The following is a 21,099-nucleotide window of genomic DNA, read 5'->3' on the forward strand; positions in this document are numbered from 1 at the left end:
GGAGCGGGCGGGGCGCGCAGGTCCGCGCCCCGGCGCCGGGCGGTCACGACAACCTCCTGCACCGCATCGGCGGCGTAATTTTCATACTCGTCGATCGGCGGCAGCTCCCAATAGGGGTGCGTACTCGTGACATCCATCGGCCAGCATTTGAGCACCAGCGGCCCCGGCGTGCTGCGCGGCAGCGGGGGGCTGTACATCTTGTTGAGCCGTCCCGCGATGACGTTGAGTTGGGCATTGGGAAAACTCGTCACGCCGCCATTGGCGACCGTGACCCAGCCCGTGAGGTCGAGCGTCTTGCCGTCGGCACCGCGATTCGCGACATAATTGGCTGCCCAGTCGAACCCTTCGGCCAGATAGAGGAGCTGGATGGTGACGGTGCGCGCCGCCGTGCTTTCGACAAGCACCGACAGCGTCGGGCGCGGCGACAGATCCTTGGGGACGCGCGGATAGAGCATGCGTTCGGGCAGGCCCGAACAGCCGAGCGCTTCGATCCCGTTCGCGGTTTCCACGATGACCCCGCCATTCGGCCCGGCCTGGATCACCGCCTCCTGCTCCACCGCCTTGCCGGTCTTCAGATTGGTGCGGCGAAGCGTCACGCTGCGCTTCAGATAGGCGTCGACCAGCCCGGCGGGGGAAAGCAGGCGGGAATCGCGGTTCTTTTCGATTACCCCGTCGGGAAGCCCGCTGACCACGGCGGTTTCGGGGAGCAGTCCTTCGGCCACGCCTTCGAACCGCACCACCGACACCCCCGCGGGCAGCGTCACGCGGCGGCTTTCGGTGATGAAGGCAAAACCGCGCGGCCAGCGCGGATCGATCGGCCCGCTGCCGCGATTCGGCGCACGATAGACGGTGACCGCGACATCCTGCGCCGCCGCCGAAACGACGATCGGCCGCTCGGTCTGCGCAAGCGCCGGCTGCGCCGCGAGCAGCGCCGCGGCCCAGATCAACAGCGGCCAGCCGCGTGCCACGCCCCGGCTCAATAGCGGGTGTCGAAAGTGACGGTGACGTCGGCCTTGCCGTTGGCCGGGACCGGCACCTGCCATTCGACGCGGTCGGCGGAGACGCGTTCGCTCTTCAGGCTTTCGTCGACGATCCGCACATCGCCCCACAGCCCGTCCTGTGCCAGTTGGACCGTGATCGGACCCGGCCGCGCGTTGCTGAGCGTATATTTCATCTTCGTCACCCAGCGCGAATCGCCCTTGCGCGTGCGCGAGACGATGGTGGGCAGCACCTTCACATCGAACGCGTCGCCGGTGCGCAGCGACATCGCCGAACCCATCGGGGTATGGTCGATGCGATTTTCGCCGATGAATTGCGGATCGCCGCGCGCGTCGCGCATGTAGACGCGGATCGTTCCGGCGGGCAGCTGGTCGCCGAGCCCGCCCTGGCGCGAGGTCGAAAAGCGCAGCACACTCGCCGCGCTGACCGGATCGTTGCTGCTGCCGAGCCAGCGATTGGTGAACTCATAGGTCGATTTCGCCGGCGCCCCCTTCACGTCGAGGAAGCTGACCTGTTTCTGCTGCGCATTGGCGATCGTGGTGCGTGCGGGCAGCGGATAGAGATAATAGTCGCCCAGCCGCTCGCGGTCGTTCGATTCGGTGCCCGCGCTGTCCATCGTCCCGGCAAGCCGGGTGAAGCCGCCACCGCCGCCATTGGGATTGCCCGCCACCAAAAGGGTGCGCGCATTGGTGAAGGTCGTACCGGTCGTGTTGGTCAGCGTCACCCAGCCCTGAAGGTCCATCGCGCCCTTCGCCGCGTCGAACAGCGCGACATAATCGGCGGTCCAGCCCAGATTGGGCGTCAGATAGGAAAGCCGAGCCGGCACCGCGCCCGCTTCGGCAGCGTCGACCGTCACCGACAGCGTCGGCCGCGCGCGCAAATTGGGCGGCAGGCGGTCGAACACGGTGCGCACCGGCAGGCCGTCGTCGCGCAGCACCTCGATCCGGTCGCCGATCTGCAGCACGATGCCGCCGTTCGCCGCGAGCACCTTGGCCCGCTCGCTCTTTTCGGCGCCGGTCGCGGGATTGGTGCGGACCAGCGTCACCGACTGGCCGACCGCCTTGTCCATCAGCTTGTCGGGGGTGAGCAGGTCGAAATCGAAATTCTGCTCGACGATCGAGAGCCCGGCGCCCGAGAGCGTCACCGTCTCGGGCCGGATGCGCGCCGATACGTCGGGAAATTCGATCCGGTTGCGGCCGCGCGCGACCGAGAGCTGGCGCGCATCCTGCACCAGCGACTGACCATTATTATAGATGGTGACTGCAACATCGCCCTGCGCGGTGGCAGGGTCGCCGTCCTGCGCCAGGGCCGGATATGCAAGGCCGGCGAGCATCACCGGACCCAAAGCCAAGACCAACCGGCGCATCGATATTCTCCCCCAGCCATCGCGAACGATGGCGGGAGGCTAGGTCATGTCGCCGGTAAAAACCAGTGCGAAATCGCGGGCTTATTCGGCCGCTTCGACCCCGGTGTCGCGCGCGGCGAGCGTGCGGCGGGTGCGGCGCGCCTTCGGCGCAGGCGCATCGGCGTCGGCGGTTTCGGCCTCGGCGGCGCGTTCGCTGCGCCCGATTGCGGGGGGCAGCGCGGCGCTGTCGATGCTGCTGCTGTCTTCGGCAGCGGCCTCGGGCCGGGCGCGGCGCGGGCCGCGGCGGCGCGGCGCCGGTGCAGCCTCTTCGGTCGCTTCGGCTTCGGTCGTGCTTTCGCCATCGCCACCGGCGTCGTCATCGCCGCGTGCCGCATCGCGATTGTTGCGACGGTTGCCCCGGTCGTTGCCGCGATCATTGGCGCGGTCATTGTTGCGGTCGCGATCGCGGCGGTTGCTGCGATTGTCGTCGCTCTGGCGGTCGCGGCTCTCGCTCTGATCGCCGTCGCCGTCATTGCCGTCGCTATCGAGATCGGTGTCATCGTGCGCGTCGAAATCCTCGACGCCGCGGATTTCACGCTGGCGATCGTTGCGATCCGACGGGCCGCCGTTCCGTTCTTCCTGGCGGGCGCGGAAATCGCTGTGCACGCGGAAATAATGGTCGGCAAACTGAAGATAATATTCGGTCTGGACACGGTCGCCCGAAAGCTGGGCGTCGCGCGCGAGATTTTTGTATTTCTCGATCATCTGCGCCGCGTTGCCGCGCGCCCGGCTGTCGATACGATTGGCCTGGTCGACACCGCCGCGGCCGCCACCCGACTGCGAACGGTTGTTGTTATTGTTGCGGCCGCGACGGCGACCGCTCTGCCGGTTGTTCATGTTCAACTGAGACATCCTGATAAGCTGATAAGCTACGCCAACCCCTTTTGGCCGACCGCGCCATTTGCGCGCCGCGCCCGCGCTTGCCGCGCGGTTTTTGCCCTTACCGCCTGCGCCGGGCCAAGGCCCCGCACCAGCATCGCAAGTGGGAAGCAGACCGGCCGGACCAATGAAGGTTCCCGCTCGGGTCTGTAGGCCGCCCCTACAGGGCTTTGCGGCGGAAACCAAGCAAATTCTTGCGCTGCATCATTCGGGCCGGGTCAGCACCAGAGCCCGATCGCGGCCGCCGAGGTCGCGGCGACAGGCGACGGCGAAACCCGCCGCCTCGGCCAGTTCCGACACCGATATGCGTTGCGTGTGCCCGATTTCAAGGATCGCGGCCCCGCCCGGAGCGAGCAGCCGCGGCAGATCGGGAATGATCCGGCGATAGTCGTCGAGCCCGTCGGCACCCGCAAACAGCGCCTCGGCGGGTTCATGATCGGCAACGTCGGACATCAGCGCCTCGTCGTCGGCGATATAGGGCGGATTGCACAATATGAGGTCGAACGCGCCGTCGAGCCCCGCCGCCCAGTCGCCGGAGCAGAAGCTTGCCCGCGCCGCGACGCCCAGCGCTTCCGCATTGTCGCGGGCATAGGCAAGCGCCTGTTCGGACGCATCGACGCCCAGCCCGGTCGCGCCCCGAAAGACGTCGAGCGCCGCGAGCAGCAGCGTTCCCGGACCGGTGCCGAGATCGAGAATGGCGCGCGGCCAGCCCGCCCCACGCTCGCGCGCAATGTCGATGGCGACCTCGATCAGCGTTTCGCTGTCGGGCCGCGGAATCAGCACGCCTGGCCCCACTTCGACGCGGATCGTCCAGAAATCGCGATAGCCGACAATATAGGCGATCGGCTCGTAACCCATGCGCCGCGCGACCAGCTGCACGAAACTCTCGGGCACCTCATAGCGCGAAGAATCGAGCAACAGGGCCTGGCGGTCGATGCCGAGCGCGTGCGCCATCAGCAATTCGGCATCGAGCCGGGGCGTGTCGCTCGTCGCCGACAGGAGATTGGTCGCGGTGCGGAGATTATTGTCCACTTCGCCGCGCCGGTCAGCCATCGGCGAGCCCCGCCAGCCGCTGCGCCTGATCCTCGGCGATCAGCGCGTCGATCAGTTCGTCCATCTGCCCTTCCAATATCTCGGGCAGACGGTGGAGCGTCAGGTTGATGCGGTGATCGGTGACGCGGCCTTGCGGGAAATTATAGGTGCGGATGCGCTCCGACCGGTCGCCAGACCCCACCATCGACTTGCGCGCCGACGCCTCGGCGCTGTGGATCTTCTCGCGCTCCAGATCATAGAGCCGCGCACGCAGCACCTGCATCGCCTTGGCGCGATTCTTGTGCTGGCTGCGCTGGTCCTGCTGGATCACGACGAGCCCGGTCGGAATATGTGTGATGCGGATCGCCGAATCGGTCGTGTTGACGTGCTGTCCGCCCGCGCCCGACGCTCGGTAGATATCGATCTTGAGGTCGTTGTCGTTGATCGCGACGTCGACCTCTTCGGCCTCGGGCAGCACCGCGACGGTCGCAGCGCTCGTGTGGATGCGTCCGCCGCTTTCGGTGACGGGGACGCGCTGGACGCGGTGGACGCCGCTTTCGAACTTGAGCTTCGCGAAGACGCCCTGCCCGCTGACCGACGCGACGACTTCCTTGTAGCCGCCAACCTCGGCCTCGTTGGCCGAGATGATTTCGACCTTCCAGCCCTGGCTGTCGGCATAGCGGCTGTACATGCGCAGCAGGTCCCCTGCGAACAGCGCCGCCTCGTCGCCGCCGGTGCCGGCGCGGATTTCGAGCATCGCGGCGCGTTCGTCGGCGACATCCTTGGGCAGCAGCTTGATCGCTAGGTCGTGTTCGGCGGCGGGCAGCGCTTCCTCGACCGCCGCGATTTCCTCGGCCGCCATCGCCTTCATCTCGGGATCGGCGAGCATTTCGGCGAGCGACACCAGCTCACCGCGCAGTCGCGTCACTTCGGCCGCCGCCTTGGCGACCGGTTCGAGCTCGGCAAATTCCTTCGACGCCGCGACGAAATCGGCGGGCGCCATATCGCCCGTCGCCATGCGCGCCTGCAGCGCCGCATGCCGTTCGATGATCGCGTCGATCTGCTTGGCGGAAACGGTGGTCATCAGAGCGCGCGGACGAGCGCCTCGATCGCGCGCACCCGTTCTCCGTCGCCGCGCACGTTGACGTACGGCGAACCGTCGCGCGCGCCGATGGACACCAGCGCTTGCGCCGGAATTTTTGCCGCCTTGTCGAAACGCTTGCGCGGCGACCCGGTCGCCACAATTTCGGTTGCAAAGCCTCCGGTACGAAGCGCCGCAAGAGCCCGCATTGCAAGCGCAAGCTGGCCATCGTCCTCGACCGCAATCACCGCGTCGAGTCGCGTGTCGATCACATCGTCGCCAAGCAACATCGCCAACCGCTCGATCCCCGCCGCCCAGCCGACGGCTGCGGTCGGCGGGCCGCCGAGTGCTTCGATCAGCCCGTCATAGCGGCCGCCGCCGAGCACCGTGCCCTGCGCGCCCAGCCGGTCGGTGACGAATTCGAAGGCAGTGTGGCGGTAATAGTCGAGCCCGCGCACCAGCCGCGCGTTGCGTTCCCACGCGACGCCCGCAGCGTCGAGCCCGGCGGTTACGGCGCCGAAGAAATCCTGTGCCTCGCTCGTCAGAAAGGCGTCGATATCGGGCGCGCTGTCGGCGACCGGGCGATCCCGAGGATCCTTGCTGTCCAAGATCCGCAGTGGGTTCTTGTCGAGCCGCGCCAGGCTGTCTTCGGACAGGTCGCCCTTGTGCGCCTCGAAATGCTCGACCAGCGCCGCGCGCCACGCATCGCGGCTTGCCGCATCGCCGAGCGTGTTGAGCGTCAGCGTCACGCCCTCGGCGACGCCAAGCTCCTTCAGCAACTGATCGGCGAAGACGAGCAGTTCGGCATCGGCGAGCGGGCTGTCGCTGCCGATCACTTCGGCGTCGAGCTGGTGAAACTGGCGGTAGCGGCCCTTCTGCGGGCGCTCGTACCGGAACAGCGGCCCATGCGTCGCAACCTTCAGCGGCGCGAACTGCTGCCAGCCATTGGTAATATAAGCGCGTGCGATGCCGGCGGTGAATTCGGGGCGCAGCGTGATCGATTCGCCGCCGCGATCCTCGAACGAATACATTTCCTTCGACACGACGTCGGTCGTTTCGCCGAGCGAGCGGGCGAACACCGCGGTCGGCTCGATCACCGGCACCTCGACGCGCTTGAAACCATAGAGGCGGCGCACCCGGTCGAACGCGTCGACGACATGCGCAAAGCGGTCGGCGAAATCGCCGAGCATGTCCTGGGTGCCGCGCACCGGTTGGGGGACGCTGATCTTTGCGTTTTTGTCCTTGCTCATGCGCCGCGCGTCTAATCTTTTTTCGTCGAAAGGCAAAGCGCGCTTGCGCAAGCCCGCGCTGGACGGCGGCGGCAATTGGCGGCAGAGTCGCTGCCCATGAAAAAAGCACCGTTCGTCGCCGCCGCGCTGATTGCGGCCCCCGCCCTTTTCGTATCCGCCACTGCCGCCCAGGAGGCCAACAGCCGACCGCAACCGGTGGTTCAGCCACATGTGATCCCGCTGCCCGCCGACAAGCCCTATCCCGGCACGATGCTGCTCAAGGTCGATGCGACCGACTTCGCGCGCGGCATCTATCGCGTGCGCCAGACGATTCCGGTGCCGCGTGCGGGCAAATTCACCCTGCTCTATCCGCAATGGCTTCCCGGCAAGCACGCGCCGCGCGGCGCGATCGCCGAAATCGCCGGGTTCAAGGCAAGCGCCGGCGGCAAGCCGCTCGGCTGGACGCGGCAGCCGACCGACGTCTACGCCTTCGACATCGACGTGCCCGCCGGCACCAAGAACATCGATATCGCCTTCGACTTCCTGTCGCCGACGCGCAGCAGCGAAGGCCGGGTCGTGGTGACTCCGGCGATGATGAACCTGCAATGGGAACAGGTCAGCATGTACCCCGCGGGCTATTTCACCCGCCAGATTCCGGTGCAGCTCGACCTGACGCTTCCCGAAGGTTGGACCGGCGCCGCCGCGCTCGACGGGCTCAAGATTTCGGGCAACCGATACAGTTATGCGCCGACGAGCTATGAAACGCTGATCGACAGCCCGATGTTTGCGGGGCGCTATTTCCGCAAATGGGATCTGGGTCAGAATGTCACGCTGAACGTCGTCGCCGACGAGGCCAAATATCTCGACGCGACGCCCGACCAGATCGCACGCCACGCTGCGCTGGTGTCGGAAACGCTGGCGCTGTTCGGGACGAAACATTTCGACCGCTACGAATTTCTGCTCGCCCTGACCGACGAGCTGGGCGGCATTGGCCTCGAGCATCATCGCAGCAGCGAGAACAGCCGCGGCACCGACTATTTCACCAAATGGGACGATGGCGATTCGGATCGCGGGCTGCTGCCGCACGAATTCGTGCATAGCTGGAACGGCAAATATCGCCGCCCCGACAAATTATGGACCCCCGACTATCGCACCCCGATGCAGGGCAATCTGCTGTGGGTCTATGAAGGCCAGACGAGCTTCTGGGATCTGGTCCTCGCCGGCCGGTCGGGGATGCAGTCGAAGGACACGATCCTCGGCGAATGGGCGAGCAACGCCGCCTTCTACAGCGTCCAGCCGGGGCGCGCATGGCGATCGGTCGAGGATACGACGCTCGATCCGGTGATCGCGGCGCGCAAGCCGCGCCCCTTCCCCAGCGCGACGCGCACCGAGGATTATTACAACGAAGGCTCGCTTGTCTGGCTCGAGGCCGACATGCTGATCCGCGGCGCGACCAACAATGCCAAGAGCCTCGACGATTTCGCGCGCGGCTTCTTCGGCGGCCGCGACGGCGACTGGGGCGAGGTTACCTATAATTTCGCCGATGTCGTCGCGGCGCTCAACGCCGTCTATCCCTATGACTGGGACAAGTTCCTGCGCACGCGGCTTCAGGAACCCGGCCAGCCGGCGCCCGTCGGCGGTATCGAAAAGGCGGGCTACCGCCTCGTCTGGCGCGATGCCCCCAACGCCTATGACCGGGCGCGGATGGCGCGGGCGAAGAATTTCGACCTCACCCATTCGCTGGGCATGACCGTGGACAAGGACGGCGTCGCCGGCAGCATCCTGTGGGACGGCCCCGCCTTTCGCGCCGACATCATCAACGGCACCAAAATCCTGGCGGTCGACGGCATGGCCTATAACCGCGAGCGGCTGGAGGCGGCGATCCGTGCCGCCGCCGACGGCAAGACGCCGGTTCGGCTGCTCGTCGAACGCGGCGGCCGCTACCGGACGGTCGAGATCGACTATCATGGCGGGCTGCGCTGGCCGCACCTCGAAAAGGTCGGCACGGGCCCCGACTGGTTCGACCAGCTGCTCGCGCCCAAACGCGCGCTCTGATCGCGCCGGCCTATCTTTGGTCGTAATGGCCTCGACTTTCGGCGCCCACGGGCGCTAAAGGCGCGCGCAAATCACCAAACAAGGAAACTCTCCCATGCGCATCGACCTGATCCCCGCCGGCGACAGTCCGCCCGACAGCCTGAACGTGCTGATCGAGGTGCCGATCGGCGGCGAGCCGGTGAAATATGAATTCGACAAGGCTTCGGGAGCGCTGTTCGTCGATCGCTTCCTGCACACGCCGATGCGCTATCCCGCCAATTATGGCTTCATTCCGCATACGCTGGGCGAAGACGGCGATCCGCTCGATGCCTTGGTGGTTGCGCGGTCGCCGGTCGTTGCCGGTGCGGTCGTCAAATGCCGCCCGATCGGCGTCCTCAAGATGGAAGACGATGGCGGCGGCGATGAAAAGCTTCTGTGCGTGCCGGTCAATTCGACCTTTCCTTATTATGCGAACGTCGCAAGCTACTCCGACATGCCGCCGATCGTGCTGCAGCAGATCGAGCATTTCTTTGCCCACTACAAGGATCTCGAACCCGGAAAATGGGTGAAGCTCGGCGGCTGGGGCGACGTCGATGAAGCCAAGGCGATCATTCTCCAAGGGATCGAACGCGCCAAGGCCAAGGGATTCTGACGCGGGCGGCGGTATCGCTCAGTCCGGCTTTCGAGACGCCCGCTTCGGCTTTGCCGTAGCGGGCGTTTTTTCGGGTAGCGAGCGGACATGGACGTCGCGCTGCGGAAAGGGAATTTCGATTCCCGCCGCCTTGAACTTGTCCCAGATGCGCAGAAAGACGTCGCCCTGGATATTGCCGAGCCCGCTTTCGGGGTCTGAAATCCACAGCCGCAGTTCATGGTTGACCGCGCTGTCGCCGAAGCCGGTGATCCAGCACACCGGGGCGGGTTTTTTTAGAACGCGCGGCGCTTCGTCGGCGGCCTCGAGCATCAACCGCTGCGCCAGCCGCAGATCGCTGTCATAGCTGACGCCGACCGCCATCTTGATTCGCACTTCGCGGCTCGAATAACTCCAGTTCTCGACCCGCTCGGTCATCAGCAGCTCGTTCGGAATCAGATGTTCCTTGCCGTCGCGCGTGATGACCGACACCGCGCGCACCCCGATCTTGTTCACCCGTCCCACCGCATCGGCGACGACGATGACGTCGCCCGGCTTGATCGACCGGTCCATCAACAGGATGATCCCGGCGATCAGATTGCCGAACGTCTTTTGCAGGCCGAAGCCAACTGCCAGCCCGAGCGCGCCCGAAAAGACCGCAAAGGCAGTCAGGTCGATGCCGAGCAGATCGATGCCGACGAAGAAGGCGGCGATGACGATCACGACGCTCGCGATCTTCTCGACCAGCAATTGCTGCGTGGGATCAAGGTCAGGACCGCCGCGCACGACGCGCCGCACGACCCGGTTGGCGATACGCACCAGCAGGAACAGCACCAGCGCCGTCAGCGCGATATTGATGAGCGACAGCAGCGAAACATGCATGCGCCCGGCGCTGAAGCCGATCGCATCGAGCCGGTCCTGCAGGGTCGCCAGTCCGCCGACGACATGCGACAACAGCGCCACGAAAAGCCCCGCCGCCAGCATCAGCGCCGACACGCGGCCCAGCCCGACACCCAGCACCAGATTGCGCGCCGTCGCCGCGGCCGAGAAAGCGAGCACCAGCCCGAGCAGCAGCGCGGGATAGGGCGTCCAGGCCCAGACGCTCCAGCCAATTCCGGCGATCAGAAGCGCGACCAGCCAGCCGAGAATCGCGGGCGCTCGTTCGGTCAGCGGCCCGCGGGAATGGCGTTCGCGGCCATGGAGCCAGTCGGCCAGCCGCGGCCCGAGCCGGACCTTCAGCGTCCAGCCAACGATCAACGCGGCCCCGGCGATCATCGCGGCGACGCCGAGCTCGGCCAACTGGGCCTCCGCCATGCGCGGCAAGCCCAGCCGGACGAGCAGCGCGTCCATCATGATGCGCCGCCGAGCGCCGCGAATCCGCGTTCGAGATCGGCGATCAGGTCGGCCGGATCCTCGAGTCCGATCGACAGGCGGATGAGCGCATCGGGGTCGGTCCAGTCGGTCGCGGTGCGAATCGCCTGCGGATCGCTTGGCACCACCAGGCTTTCGAAGCCGCCCCAGCTGAAACCGATGCCGAACAGGGTGAGCGCGTCGATAAAGCGCGCGCGTGCAGCATCGTCGGCGCCTTTCAGCGTAAAGCCGAACAGGCCGCTCGCTCCCGAAAAATCGCGCGTCCAAAGCGCATGGCCCGGATCGTCCGCCAGCGCCGGGTAGAGAACCCGCCCGACCTCGGGCCGCGCCGCAAGCCATCGCGCCACCGCAAGCGCATTGGCGCCGTGTCGCTCCAGCCGCACATCCAGCGTGCGCAGCCCGCGCAGCATCAGCGCGCAATCGTCGGGCGATACCGAATGGCCGAGCTGATAGGTCGCCTGCCGCAGCCGCGGCCAGAGGCTGCGCGTCGCGGTGAGCGAGCCCATCATCGCGTCTGAATGACCGCCAACATATTTTGTCAGGCTCATCATCGTCACGTCGATGCCATGCGCGATCGCCGGAAAGAGCAGCGGAGTCGCCCAAGTGTTGTCGAGCATCGTCACGATGCCGCGATCGCGGGCAATGCGCGTGATCGCTGGCACATCCTGCACCTCGAAGGTCAGGCTGCCCGGCGATTCGAGGAAGATCAGCCGCGTTTCGGGTTCGATCAAATCGGCGATGCGCGCGCCGACGCACGGATCATAATAACTCGTCCGCACCCCGAAACGCGCGAGCATGCCGTCGCAAAAGCTGCGCGTCGGTTCATAGGCGCTGTCGACCATCAGCAGATGATCGCCCGGCGCCAGCAGCGCGAGCAGCCCCGACGATATCGCCGCAACGCCCGAAGGATAGAGCAGCGTGCCCTCCGCACCCGGTTCGAGTTCGGTCAACGCGTCGGCAAGCGCCCATACCGTCGGCGTACCGCGGCGACCGTAATAGAGCTTGTCGTGCGTCGCATGGCCGCGCGCCTTCAGATCGGCGATACTGTCGTAAAGGATCGTCGAGGCACGCCAGACCGGCGGATTGACGATGCCCCCGCCAAGCCGCGGGTCGCCCGTCCATTCGGGACGCCGCCCGCCCTGGACGAGCTTCGTCGCGGGGCGGCGTCGATCATCCTTGTCCGCCGGGCCGGCCACCGCCCGGTCAGGCCGCGCCGGTCGCTTTCGGGGTGGCCGCGTCGGCGCCCCATTCGCTCCAGCTGCCGTCATAGACGGCGACATCATCCTTGCCGAGCAGATGCGCGCCAAAGGCAAGGACGGTCGCAGTCATACCGCTGCCGCAAGTTGCGACGAGCGGCTTGTCGAGATCGATCCCGGCGGCATCGAAAGCCGCCTTCAGCGCATCGCCCTGCTTCCACGTGCCATCGTCGTTGAACAGCTGGCCGTGCGGCAGGCTGCGCGAACCGGGAATATGTCCCGGTGCCATGCCCGGACGCGGATCGCGTTCCTCGCCCGTGAAGCGCGCCGCCGGGCGCGCGTCGACGACCTGTTCGGTGCCGCCATCGACATTGGCGAGCATCTGATCCTTGGTGCGGACGGCCTTCGCGTCGCGCCATACGGTAAAGTGACGGTGGCGCAGCGTCTGCTTGCCCATTTCGAGCGGGCGCCCCTCGGCCTTCCACTTGGCGAGGCCGCCGTCGAGGAGCGCGACATCATGCGCGCCGAACAGTTTGAGCAGCCACCAGGCGCGCGCCGCGCTCTTGAGCGGGCTGTCGTCATAGATCACGATCCGGCTGCCGTCGCCGAGGCCGAGCGACTGCATGCGGCTTGCGAATTTTTCGGGCGGCGGTGCCATATTTTCGACCGCGCTCGCCGTGTCGGCCAATTCGGTCAGGTCCATGAACACCGCGCCGGGGATATGGCCGGCTTCATATTCGGCGCGCGCGTCGCGGTCGGTTCCCGCCATGAATTTCGTCGCATCGACAACCCGCAGGTCCGATGCCCCCAGTTCGCGTTCCAGCCATTCGGTAGAAACCAAGGCGTCCATGTCATGCTCCTGTTACGACCGGGCGGTGGACCTTCTATCCATTCCCTCCGCCGGCCATCCTGCTGTGGCTCTTAATCTTTCCGGGGAGCATCAGCCTATGCCCCCCCCTGCGCTTTTTCAAGCGCAGTGGCGCTCTGCCCCAGTCAATGTTGCGCCGCAACACAAAAGCGGAGGCAAAGCGGAGCGTGGCGCCCGCGCGACGCGGGGAATCACTGCATCCGGCGCACGGCGGTCGTGCGTGCACCGGGGCGGTCAATGACCAGCATCGGGCGATCGAAGGGCAGCGGCGCCAGCTTGTCGCTGCCGCTGGTCCCCTGTTCGCGGCCGAGCACGAAACTGCCGGCATTCTGGCCGAAAGCCTCGCCCGGGCCGTCCCAATGATAGGTGACGTCGAGCGCGATGACCGGGATGAGCATCGGGCGGCCGCCGATCACCAGCGGCTCGACGATCGCGCGCGGCAACATGACCTCGGTCGTCAGCGCCTCGCCCGCGCCTGCCGCCAATGTCATGTCGTCGCGCAGCACGCTGCCCCCCGCGCCGTCGAAAAAGCGCGCGAGCACCGCTTCGGGCATCGCCGACGCCTGATGGAGCGCGATACGGACGAGCAGACCGGTGGCGTCGAGCAGCCCCTCGTTGAGCAGGTTGAGCGTGAAGGACACGACCAGATGCTCGGACGTCAGGCGAATGTCGCGCACCTCGAACGCCATCGACACCTGCGCGCGCCGTTCTGCCGCGGGGCGCGTGACGAGCGGGGAGGGAACGGGCGGCGAGGCAACCGGAAGCGGCGTCGGACGGAATTGCGGCTGGGGCGCACGATCCGGTTGCGGCGCGGGTTGCGGCGCAGGCTGCGGCGCCGGGGGAACGGATTGCGGCGCGGCGGCGCGCGGTGCAGGGGCGGCGGGACGCGGTGCGGGCTGCTCGTAATCGGCCGGGGCGTCAGCGGCGGGCGCCGGACGGCGGCGCCAATACCATAGCCCTGCCCCGGCAGCGGCGAGCCCGGCGAGCAGCCACGCCCAGATCGGCACCGCGCCCTTGTCGATCGGCGCCGCCGGACCGGCCGCCTCGTCCGACGGCTGCACCGGCGCGTCGAGCGTGCCCGCCGCGCTCGTCGGATCGCTGGTGAAGCCCGGCAGCGTGGCGGCATCGTCGGACGGCGGGGTCGCAGCGGGCGCGTCCTGCGACGCGGTCGGTGCCGGGGTCGGCGCGGGCGTCGGCGTCGCGGAAGGCGGGCGCGTCTGCGCCGCAGCGGGGGCATCGCGGCGCGTCGGGGTGGGCGCGGGGGTCGGCGCGGGCGTAGTCGCGGTCGGACGCTGGGTCGTCGGCGCGGTCGCAGGGCGCGTCGGGACGACCACGGTCGGCGCAGGCGCAGGCGTCGGTGCCGGAGTCCCGCGGCGCTCGCCCGGCGCAAGCGGCGGAATACCATTGTCCGCCGGACCCTGCATCCCCGTGGTGCGGCCATCGTTGGTCGACGGCAGGCGGAAGGTCGACGGACTGGTGGCCGATGGCGCCGGGGTCGGGGCGGGCGTTTCGTCCTGTTGCGCCAGCGCCGGCGTCCCCGCCGCGCCCGCGATCAGCACCGCCGCCAGCGCGGCGGTCGATAGCCGCGCCGTCTTCGCTGTCCGCCCGAAACTCCGCTTCGTCATGATATTATGCGATCCCGAAAACTCTGTATGGCCTGCGCCTTGCGTATCGCGCGGGCGCATCGCACCGCCATCCCGTCCCGATCGACGGTGACATCGGCTGCGCGCCGCACTAGACGAAAGCCATGAGTGATTCCAGCCATACGCCGCTTCAGCCCAAACATCTCGGCCAATCGAGTGAACTGCCTGCCTCGCCCGAGGCGGCATTGCTCGACTATGTACCCAATCCGCGCCCCGGCGAGCTGTATCTCGTGCGCTTTGCCGCGCCCGAATTCACCTCGCTCTGCCCCGTCACCGGGCAGCCCGACTTTGCGCATCTGGTGATCGACTATGCGCCGGGCGAAACGATCGTCGAATCGAAGAGCCTCAAGCTGTTCCTCGGCTCCTTCCGCAATCATGCGGGCTTTCACGAAGACTGCACCGTCGGTATCGGCCGCCGCCTGTTCGACGAGATGCAGCCGCAATGGCTGCGCATCGGCGGCTATTGGTATCCGCGCGGCGGCATTCCTATCGACGTGTTCTGGCAATCGGGGCCGCCGCCCCAGGGGCTGTGGCTGCCCGATCAGGGGGTCGCCCCCTATCGCGGCCGCGGCTGAGTGCCTGCTTCGCCGACGTCGAAGATGGCCCTTCCCGAGACCGGACCAGAAAAGAATCGGATTTCATCTTTCCGTCACCAATTGTTGACACTAGTGTCAACGATATGAGCAGCGCTGCGCTTCCCCACGACCATGACATCACCGTCGGCCCCGACGTCATCGACTTCATGGGCCACGTCAACAACGCCCATTATCTGAGCTGGGTGCAGGATGCCGTCCTGTCGCACTGGCGCAAGATCGCGCCGCCCGAGGCGGTTGCCCAGCATCTGTGGGTCGCGCTGAAGCATGAAATCACTTATCGCCGCCCCGCCTTTCTGGACGATGAGGTCATCGCGACGGTGATCCTGGAAAAGGTCCAGGGCGCGCGCGCCTTCTATGAAACGATCATCAAGCGTGGCGAAGAGGTGCTTGCCGAAGTCAAATCGAGCTGGTGCTGCATCGACGCCGAAACGCTGCGCCCGGCGCGCCTTGCCAGCGACGTGATCGCACGCTTCTTTCCGGGCGAGAAGGTTTAGGATAGCGTCTCTGCGACAGCTTTGTGTTCCCCGGCGAAGGCCGGGGTCCAGAGCGCCAATCGCTGACGTTGGAGCTTTAAAGCCCTGGACGCCGGCCTTCGCCGGGGAACACACTACCGACTCGGGACTCTCATTCCTTCGGTGAACCTCGCAAACTTCGGTCGCTTGCAGCCCCCTACGCCGCCTCGAACCGGATCGGCAGGCGCTTCAAGCCGCCGACGAACACCGACTCGACGCGCGCCGGCTCGCCCGCGAGTTCCAGCTTTTTCAGGCGCGGCAGCAATTCTTCCATCATGATCCGCATTTCCATACGCGCCAGATGCTGGCCGAGGCACACATGCGCGCCGAAGCCGAACGCGATCTGCTGGTTCTTCGCGCGGTCGGGGTCGAAGGCAAAGGCGTCGCCGAACACCGCTTCGTCGCGATTGGCCGAGACATAGTTGAGCATCAGCCAGTCGCCTTCGCGGATCTGCTGCCCGCCAATCTCGACATCGGCCCGTGCGGTGCGCATGAAATGCTGCACCGGCGTCGTCCAGCGGATCGCCTCTTCGATCAGCCCCGCCTTGTCGCTGTCGGCGGCGCGAAAGCGTTCGAAAAGCGCCGGATTTTTTGCCAGCTCCATGATCGCGCCGGCGGTCGACGCACTCGTCGTGTCGTGCCCCGCCGTCGCGATGATCATATAATAGCCGGCAAGTTCGCGGTCGGGGATCTGGCCGCCGTCGATCGTCGCATTGGCGATCACCGTCGCAATATCCTCACGCGGATTGGCCCGGCGGTCGGCGGTCAGTTCGCGGAAATAATTTTCGAAATCGGCGATGACATAATGGAGCATCGCGATCGCCTGTTCGGCGCTGGTGATCGCCTCGCGGCTGCGGTTGAGGTCGGGGTCGGTCGATCCGAACAATTGCTGGGTCAGCATCAGCATCCGCGGCTCGTCTTCCGGCGGCACGCCCAATATGTCCATCACGACGTGCAGCGGATAATGCGCCGCGACGTCGCGCGCGAAATCGCATTCGCCGCCGGTCGCGAGCAATTTGTCGACCGTCTCGCGCGCGATCTGGCGGATGCGGTCTTCGACCTGCTTCAGATTCTTGGGCATGAACCAGCTCTGCGTCAGCAGCCGGTATTTCATATGGTCGGGCGCATCCATCTGGACGAGCGAGCGGATCAGATGCCCATCATTGCCCGGCGTCGCGGCACGGGCGAGCGCCTCGCCATCGCGATTGGTGAGCACGGTCGGGCGCACCGCATTGGCAAAGCGCTGCGGGTCACGGCCGATCGCCATGACATCGGCGTGCCGCGTTACCAGCCAGAAGGGATCATAGTCCGGGTTCTCGGCCACCGCGAGCGGCGCATTGGCGCGCGCCCAGGCAAGCTGTTGGTGCAAGCCATCCCATGCCCCGTAAGCGACGGGATCGACGACGGCGGCGGCTACCTCTCCAGGCAATATAGGTTTTGTCATGCAACCAAATTGCCCGAAGCCTTGGCCGCTGTCGAGATGCAATAAAGCGCGCCGCGCGCTGGCTTGGGTCAGCCTGCGACCTGCTGGCGCGCTTCGGGAAGCGCCGCCTGCCATTCGGCGAGCGCGCGGTGGATCATCGCCTTGAACGCCGCGGCCTGACGGCGCCATGCCGCGTCGCAATCCGCGTCCCACGCCGCCCCCGCCGCTACCGCAAGCGCATCGACTGCCATATCGACGAAGGCGTCATATTCGGCCGCTGTCAGCGTCCCATAGTTGCGATGCGTTACCACCAGTTCGGCAATCTGCGGCCAGACCCAGCCCTCACCCTGCGCCAGCCCGAACATCGCCTGCAACGTCTCGTCGGTCATGCGCCGCGACGCGGCGTCGAGGTTCAGGAAGGCCGCACGGCGATGCGGAAAGGCGTCGAGGAACCGGTCGAACAGCGCATGGCGGATATCGATGCCCGCGTCGGCAACGGCAAGCAGCGCCGCCTCCATCCGCGCGGCATCGTCGGCGGTCATTTGAACAGGCTGCCCAATATGCCGCGCATCAACTGGCCGCCGAACTTGCCCGCGACCTGCCGGCCGAGACTCGTCGCAGCGGAGCGCGCCGCCGACTCCATCATCTTTTCGGCCATGCTCGGCTTCGCCGCCTCGCGCGCCGCCGCGCGTTCCTGTTGCAGGCGGACGCGCTCGTCGGCCGCCTTGCGCTTGGCCTCTTCCTTCGCTGCGATTGCCGCCGCTTTGTCGGCTTCCTCCTGCGCCTTGGCTTCAGCAGCGGCCGCCTGCGCCTGCTCGGCCTTGGCGGCGAGCAGTTCTTCGGCGCTTTCACGATTGACCAGCGTGTCATATTTGCCCGCGACCGGCGAGATCGACTGGATGATCGCACGCTCCTTGGGGTCGAGCGGACCGGCGCGCGAGCAGGGCGGCTTGATCAGCGTGCGCTCGACCGGCGAGGGTGCGCCGTCGGGCATCAGCAGCGAGACCAGCGCCTCGCCGACCTTGAGCTCGGTGATCTCGCGCGCGACGTCGACCTTCGGATTGGGACGAAAGGTGTCGGCCGCCGCCTTCACCGCCTTCTGGTCGCGCGGGGTGAAGGCGCGTAGCGCGTGCTGGACGCGGTTGCCGAGCTGCCCCGCGACTTCTTCGGGCACGTCGATCGGGTTCTGCGTCACGAAATAGACGCCGACGCCCTTCGATCGGATCAGGCGCACGACCTGTTCGATCTTGTCGACCAGCGCGGGCGGCGCGTCGTCGAACAGCAGATGCGCTTCGTCAAAGAAGAAGACGAGCTTCGGCTTGTCGGGATCGCCGATCTCGGGAAGCGTCTCGAACATCTCGGACAGCAGCCAGAGCAGGAAGGTCGCATAAAGCTTCGGACTGGCCATCAGCTTGTCGGCGGCAAGAATGTTCACATAGCCGCGGCCCTTGTCGTCGCACTGGATCATATCCATGATGTCCAGCGCGGGTTCGCCGAAGAAATGGTCGCCGCCCTGGCTTTGCAGCGACAAAAGCTGGCGCTGGATCGTCCCCACCGTTGCCTTGGTCACATTGCCATATTTGGTCGACAGATCGCCGGCATTTTCGGCGCACCAGGCGAGCATCGCCTGCAAATCGCCCATATCGAGCAGCAGCAGATTCTGTTCGTCAGCGACGCGGAAGGCGATCGACAAAACCCCTTCCTGCACCTCGTTGAGATCCATCAGCCGCGCGAGCAGCAGCGGCCCCATTTCGGAAATGGTGGTGCGGATGGGGTGGCCCTGTTCGCCGAACAGGTCCCAGAAGATCGCCGGATTGTCGTGATAGGCCCAGTCGCTGTCGCCGATTTCGGCCGCGCGTTTGGCAAAGACCTCGTGCAGTTTCGATGTCGGACTGCCCGCCATCGCGAGGCCCGACAGGTCGCCCTTCACGTCGGCAACGAAGACCGGCACGCCGACAGCCGAAAAGCCCTCGGCCAGTCCCTGCAGCGTCACCGTCTTGCCGGTCCCGGTCGCGCCCGCGATCAGCCCGTGGCGGTTCGCGCGCTTCAGCACCAGCGACTGGCGCGGCCCGTCGGGCGCACCGCCTCCGCCCAAGCCGATGTAGATTTCGGTCGCTTCGTTGCCGTCGCTCACTGCTGCATTCCTCCGCTCTGGGCACCCGGCCAAGAGCCTAGAACGGCGCAGGAAATCAGGCAATCGGCAATGCGGCTACGGCCCGTCCCCCGGCCGACATGCAAAGGGACCGGAAAGCTCTCTTTCCGGTCGCTTTGTCGTGACGCCGCGTGCCTTACCAGCCCGACGGCTTGCCCTTATTCTGTTCGTCGAGCCATTTCTTGAGCGGGGCGAAATATTCCATCATCGCCTTGCCCGACATGTCGCGGCTGCCGGTGAAGACCTCGAGCGCGTCAGGCCAGGGCTTGGAGGCGCCCATTTCGAGCATCGCGTTCAGCTTCTGCCCCACTTCCTTGTTGCCATAGAAGGAGCAACGGTGGAGCGGGCCCTTCCATCCCGCCTGCTTGCACGCCGCCTGATAGAATTGGAACTGCAGCACGCGCGCCAGGAAATAGCGGGTGTAGGGCGTGTTGCCGGGGATATGATATTTGGCGCCGGGGTCGAACGCGGTGTCGGGGCGCGCGACCGGCGGCGTGATGCCCTGATATTGCAGGCGAAGCTGGGTCCAGGCCTTGTTGTAATCGGCGGGCTTGATCGACCCGTCGAACACCCCCCAGCGCCAGCGGTCGACGAGCAGGCCGAAGGGCAGGAAGGCGACCTTGTCCATCGCCTGACGCAGCAGCAAGCCGATATCCTTGTCGGCGCTCGGCACCTTCGCCTTGTCGAGCAGGCCGATGTCGACCAGATATTGCGGGGTGATCGACAGCGCGATGAAATCGCCGATCGCTTCGTGGAAGCCATCGTTGGCGCCGTTCAGATAGAGGAACGGCTGCTTGTTATAGGCGCGCTGATAATAGTTGTGGCCAAGCTCGTGGTGGATGGTGACGAAATCGTCGCTGTTCACCTTGATGCACATCTTGATGCGGATGTCGTCCTTGTTGTCGACGTCCCAGGCCGAGGCATGGCACACGACTTCGCGGTCGGCGGGCTTCAGGAACTGGCTGCGCTTCCAGAAGGTATCGGGCAGCTTCGCGAAGCCGAGCGAGGAATAGAAATTCTCGCCCGCCTTGACCATGTCGAGCGGCGCCTTGCCCTTTTCCTTGAGCAGATCGCCGATGTCGTAACCTAGGTCGCCCGATCCCGGCGGCGCGACGAGCGGGTAGATATTGCCCCATTCCTGCGCCCACATATTGCCGAGCAGGTCGGCGCGGATCGGGCCGGTTTTCGGCTGCACCGCGTCGCCATATTTCTCGTTGAGTTTCCAGCGGACATAGGTGTGAAGCGCCATGTAGAGCGGTTTCACTTCCTGCCACAGCCGTTCCGTGGTCTTCGCGAAATCCTCGGGCGACATGTCATAGCCCGACCGCCACATCGCGCCGGTATCGGCAAAGCCGAGCTCCTTCGCGCCTTCGTTGGCGATCGCGACCATGCGCGCATAATCGTCCTTCATCGGGGCGCCGACATTGTCGTGCCAGCTCGTCCACATTTCGGCGAATTCGGCGGGCGTGTGCTGGAGATTGCCCATCTCCGCCTCGATATCCGAGCCCGAAATTTCCTTGCCGTCGAGCGTGCCGCGGCCCTTGCCATATTGCGACTGCAGGTCGGTCGCGATCGTATTGAGCTCGGTCGCCGCACCGGGCTTGGTCGGCGCGGGAAGGACAAGGCCGGTGCGCAGGATGTCGAGCTTGCGCTTCGTATCGGCGCTCAGCCCCGGCACATCCATATATTTCGCGGCTTCGAGCGCATATTTGACCGACTTTTCGGTCCCCACCGCATTGATCCGCGCGGCCATCGCATCGGTGTCGTCGGTGATGTAGGTGGCGTTGACCCAGTTCACCTGGCTCGCCTCGACCGTATAGTCGAACAGATCCTTCTCGACGGCGGCGATGAAGGCATCGGCGTCAGCCGCGGTCGGCGCGGCGGCGGGGGCCGCGGTCGCGGCGGCATCGTCCTGTGCATATGCCGGCGCGGCGAGCGCGAGCGACAGGGCAAGCGACATAGTCGAAATCATGGCTTTCATGGGGTGCAATCCTCTGGACTTTGGGGGTGCGCTCTGCGGCGCCGTAAAACCAGCTTGGCGCGTCGGCGCC

Annotated in this window: 18 protein-coding genes; 4 read left to right on the forward strand and 14 right to left on the reverse strand. The window is 66.2% G+C overall.

Annotation, left to right across the window (positions count from 1 at the left end; genetic code table 11):
• The 6 genes from ATE59_RS00005 to hisS all read right to left on the reverse strand — a co-directional run.
• Positions 1 to 968: DUF4139 domain-containing protein (locus ATE59_RS00005; RefSeq protein ID WP_443029270.1), on the reverse strand; the 968-nt coding region annotated here is incomplete at its 3' end.
• Positions 969 to 976: 8 nt separating this feature from the next.
• Positions 977 to 2,365 carry a DUF4139 domain-containing protein gene (locus ATE59_RS00010; protein WP_156416673.1) on the reverse strand — a complete coding sequence of 463 codons (1,389 nt, stop codon included), beginning with the start codon at positions 2,363 to 2,365 and terminating at the stop codon, positions 977 to 979.
• A gap of 81 nt (positions 2,366 to 2,446) precedes the next feature.
• Positions 2,447 to 3,241 carry a DUF4167 domain-containing protein gene (locus ATE59_RS00015; protein WP_058810770.1) on the reverse strand — a complete coding sequence of 265 codons (795 nt, stop codon included), beginning with the start codon at positions 3,239 to 3,241 and terminating at the stop codon, positions 2,447 to 2,449.
• Between the two features lie 246 nt (positions 3,242 to 3,487).
• Positions 3,488 to 4,336, reverse strand: a complete 849-nt coding sequence (gene prmC / locus ATE59_RS00020; protein WP_082657238.1) for a peptide chain release factor N(5)-glutamine methyltransferase — start codon at positions 4,334 to 4,336, stop codon at positions 3,488 to 3,490.
• Positions 4,329 to 5,399: a peptide chain release factor 1 gene (prfA, locus tag ATE59_RS00025; protein ID WP_058810771.1), complete on the reverse strand. Its 1,071-nt coding sequence runs from the start codon at positions 5,397 to 5,399 to the stop codon at positions 4,329 to 4,331. Before prfA ends, prmC begins: the two co-directional genes overlap by 8 nt.
• Positions 5,399 to 6,646, reverse strand: coding sequence for a histidine--tRNA ligase (hisS, locus tag ATE59_RS00030; RefSeq protein ID WP_058810772.1), 1,248 nt, complete (start codon positions 6,644 to 6,646; stop codon positions 5,399 to 5,401). Before hisS ends, prfA begins: the two co-directional genes overlap by 1 nt.
• 96 nt (positions 6,647 to 6,742) lie before the next feature.
• Between hisS and ATE59_RS00035 the strand changes: the two genes are divergently transcribed.
• A complete protein-coding gene (locus tag ATE59_RS00035; protein WP_058810773.1) occupies positions 6,743 to 8,680 on the forward strand; it encodes a M61 family metallopeptidase in 1,938 nt (645 codons plus the stop codon).
• A gap of 94 nt (positions 8,681 to 8,774) precedes the next feature.
• On the forward strand, positions 8,775 to 9,311 hold the full coding sequence (gene ppa, locus ATE59_RS00040; protein WP_003041938.1) for an inorganic diphosphatase: 537 nt from the start codon (positions 8,775 to 8,777) through the stop codon (positions 9,309 to 9,311).
• Positions 9,312 to 9,329: 18 nt separating this feature from the next.
• Here the strand turns inward: ppa and ATE59_RS00045 are convergent, their stop codons facing one another.
• The 4 genes from ATE59_RS00045 to ATE59_RS00060 all read right to left on the reverse strand — a co-directional run bounded on the left by ATE59_RS00045 (position 9,330) and on the right by ATE59_RS00060 (position 14,347).
• The gene (locus ATE59_RS00045) at positions 9,330 to 10,640 is read right to left on the reverse strand and encodes a mechanosensitive ion channel family protein (protein ID WP_058810774.1); all 1,311 of its coding nucleotides are present in this window, start codon (positions 10,638 to 10,640) and stop codon (positions 9,330 to 9,332) included.
• Positions 10,637 to 11,854, reverse strand: a complete 1,218-nt coding sequence (gene metC / locus ATE59_RS00050) for a cystathionine beta-lyase (protein WP_058810775.1) — start codon at positions 11,852 to 11,854, stop codon at positions 10,637 to 10,639. Before metC ends, ATE59_RS00045 begins: the two co-directional genes overlap by 4 nt.
• Before the next feature lie 7 nt (positions 11,855 to 11,861).
• Positions 11,862 to 12,704: a 3-mercaptopyruvate sulfurtransferase gene (gene sseA / locus ATE59_RS00055; protein WP_058810776.1), complete on the reverse strand. Its 843-nt coding sequence runs from the start codon at positions 12,702 to 12,704 to the stop codon at positions 11,862 to 11,864.
• Between the two features lie 209 nt (positions 12,705 to 12,913).
• Entirely contained in the window at positions 12,914 to 14,347 is a 1,434-nt protein-coding gene (locus tag ATE59_RS00060; protein WP_058810777.1) for a hypothetical protein, read from the reverse strand.
• A gap of 122 nt (positions 14,348 to 14,469) precedes the next feature.
• Here ATE59_RS00060 and queF point away from each other — a divergent pair, with 122 nt between their 5' ends.
• Positions 14,470 to 14,940, forward strand: coding sequence for a preQ(1) synthase (gene queF, locus ATE59_RS00065; protein ID WP_058810778.1), 471 nt, complete (start codon positions 14,470 to 14,472; stop codon positions 14,938 to 14,940).
• A gap of 104 nt (positions 14,941 to 15,044) precedes the next feature.
• Complete coding sequence (locus ATE59_RS00070; protein WP_058810779.1) at positions 15,045 to 15,455, forward strand: acyl-CoA thioesterase; 411 nt, start codon at positions 15,045 to 15,047, stop codon at positions 15,453 to 15,455.
• Between the two features lie 175 nt (positions 15,456 to 15,630).
• On the opposite strand, the gene ATE59_RS00075 is transcribed toward ATE59_RS00070, so the two are convergent.
• The 4 genes from ATE59_RS00075 to ATE59_RS00090 all read right to left on the reverse strand — a co-directional run bounded on the left by ATE59_RS00075 (position 15,631) and on the right by ATE59_RS00090 (position 21,029).
• Positions 15,631 to 16,917 (reverse strand): cytochrome P450, encoded by a 1,287-nt coding sequence (locus ATE59_RS00075; RefSeq protein ID WP_058810780.1) that lies wholly within the window; start codon positions 16,915 to 16,917, stop codon positions 15,631 to 15,633.
• A gap of 68 nt (positions 16,918 to 16,985) precedes the next feature.
• Positions 16,986 to 17,438: a hypothetical protein gene (locus tag ATE59_RS00080; protein WP_058810781.1), complete on the reverse strand. Its 453-nt coding sequence runs from the start codon at positions 17,436 to 17,438 to the stop codon at positions 16,986 to 16,988.
• Complete coding sequence (locus ATE59_RS00085) at positions 17,435 to 19,030, reverse strand: helicase HerA-like domain-containing protein (protein ID WP_058810782.1); 1,596 nt, start codon at positions 19,028 to 19,030, stop codon at positions 17,435 to 17,437. The genes ATE59_RS00080 and ATE59_RS00085 overlap by 4 nt, the downstream gene beginning before the upstream one ends.
• 154 nt (positions 19,031 to 19,184) lie before the next feature.
• A complete protein-coding gene (locus ATE59_RS00090; RefSeq protein ID WP_058810783.1) occupies positions 19,185 to 21,029 on the reverse strand; it encodes a M2 family metallopeptidase in 1,845 nt (614 codons plus the stop codon).
• Between the last annotated feature and the right edge of the window lie 70 nt (positions 21,030 to 21,099).

It is taken from the genome of Sphingopyxis sp. A083 (assembly GCF_001468495.1).
GTDB classification, from domain to species: Bacteria; Pseudomonadota; Alphaproteobacteria; order Sphingomonadales; family Sphingomonadaceae; genus Sphingopyxis; species Sphingopyxis terrae.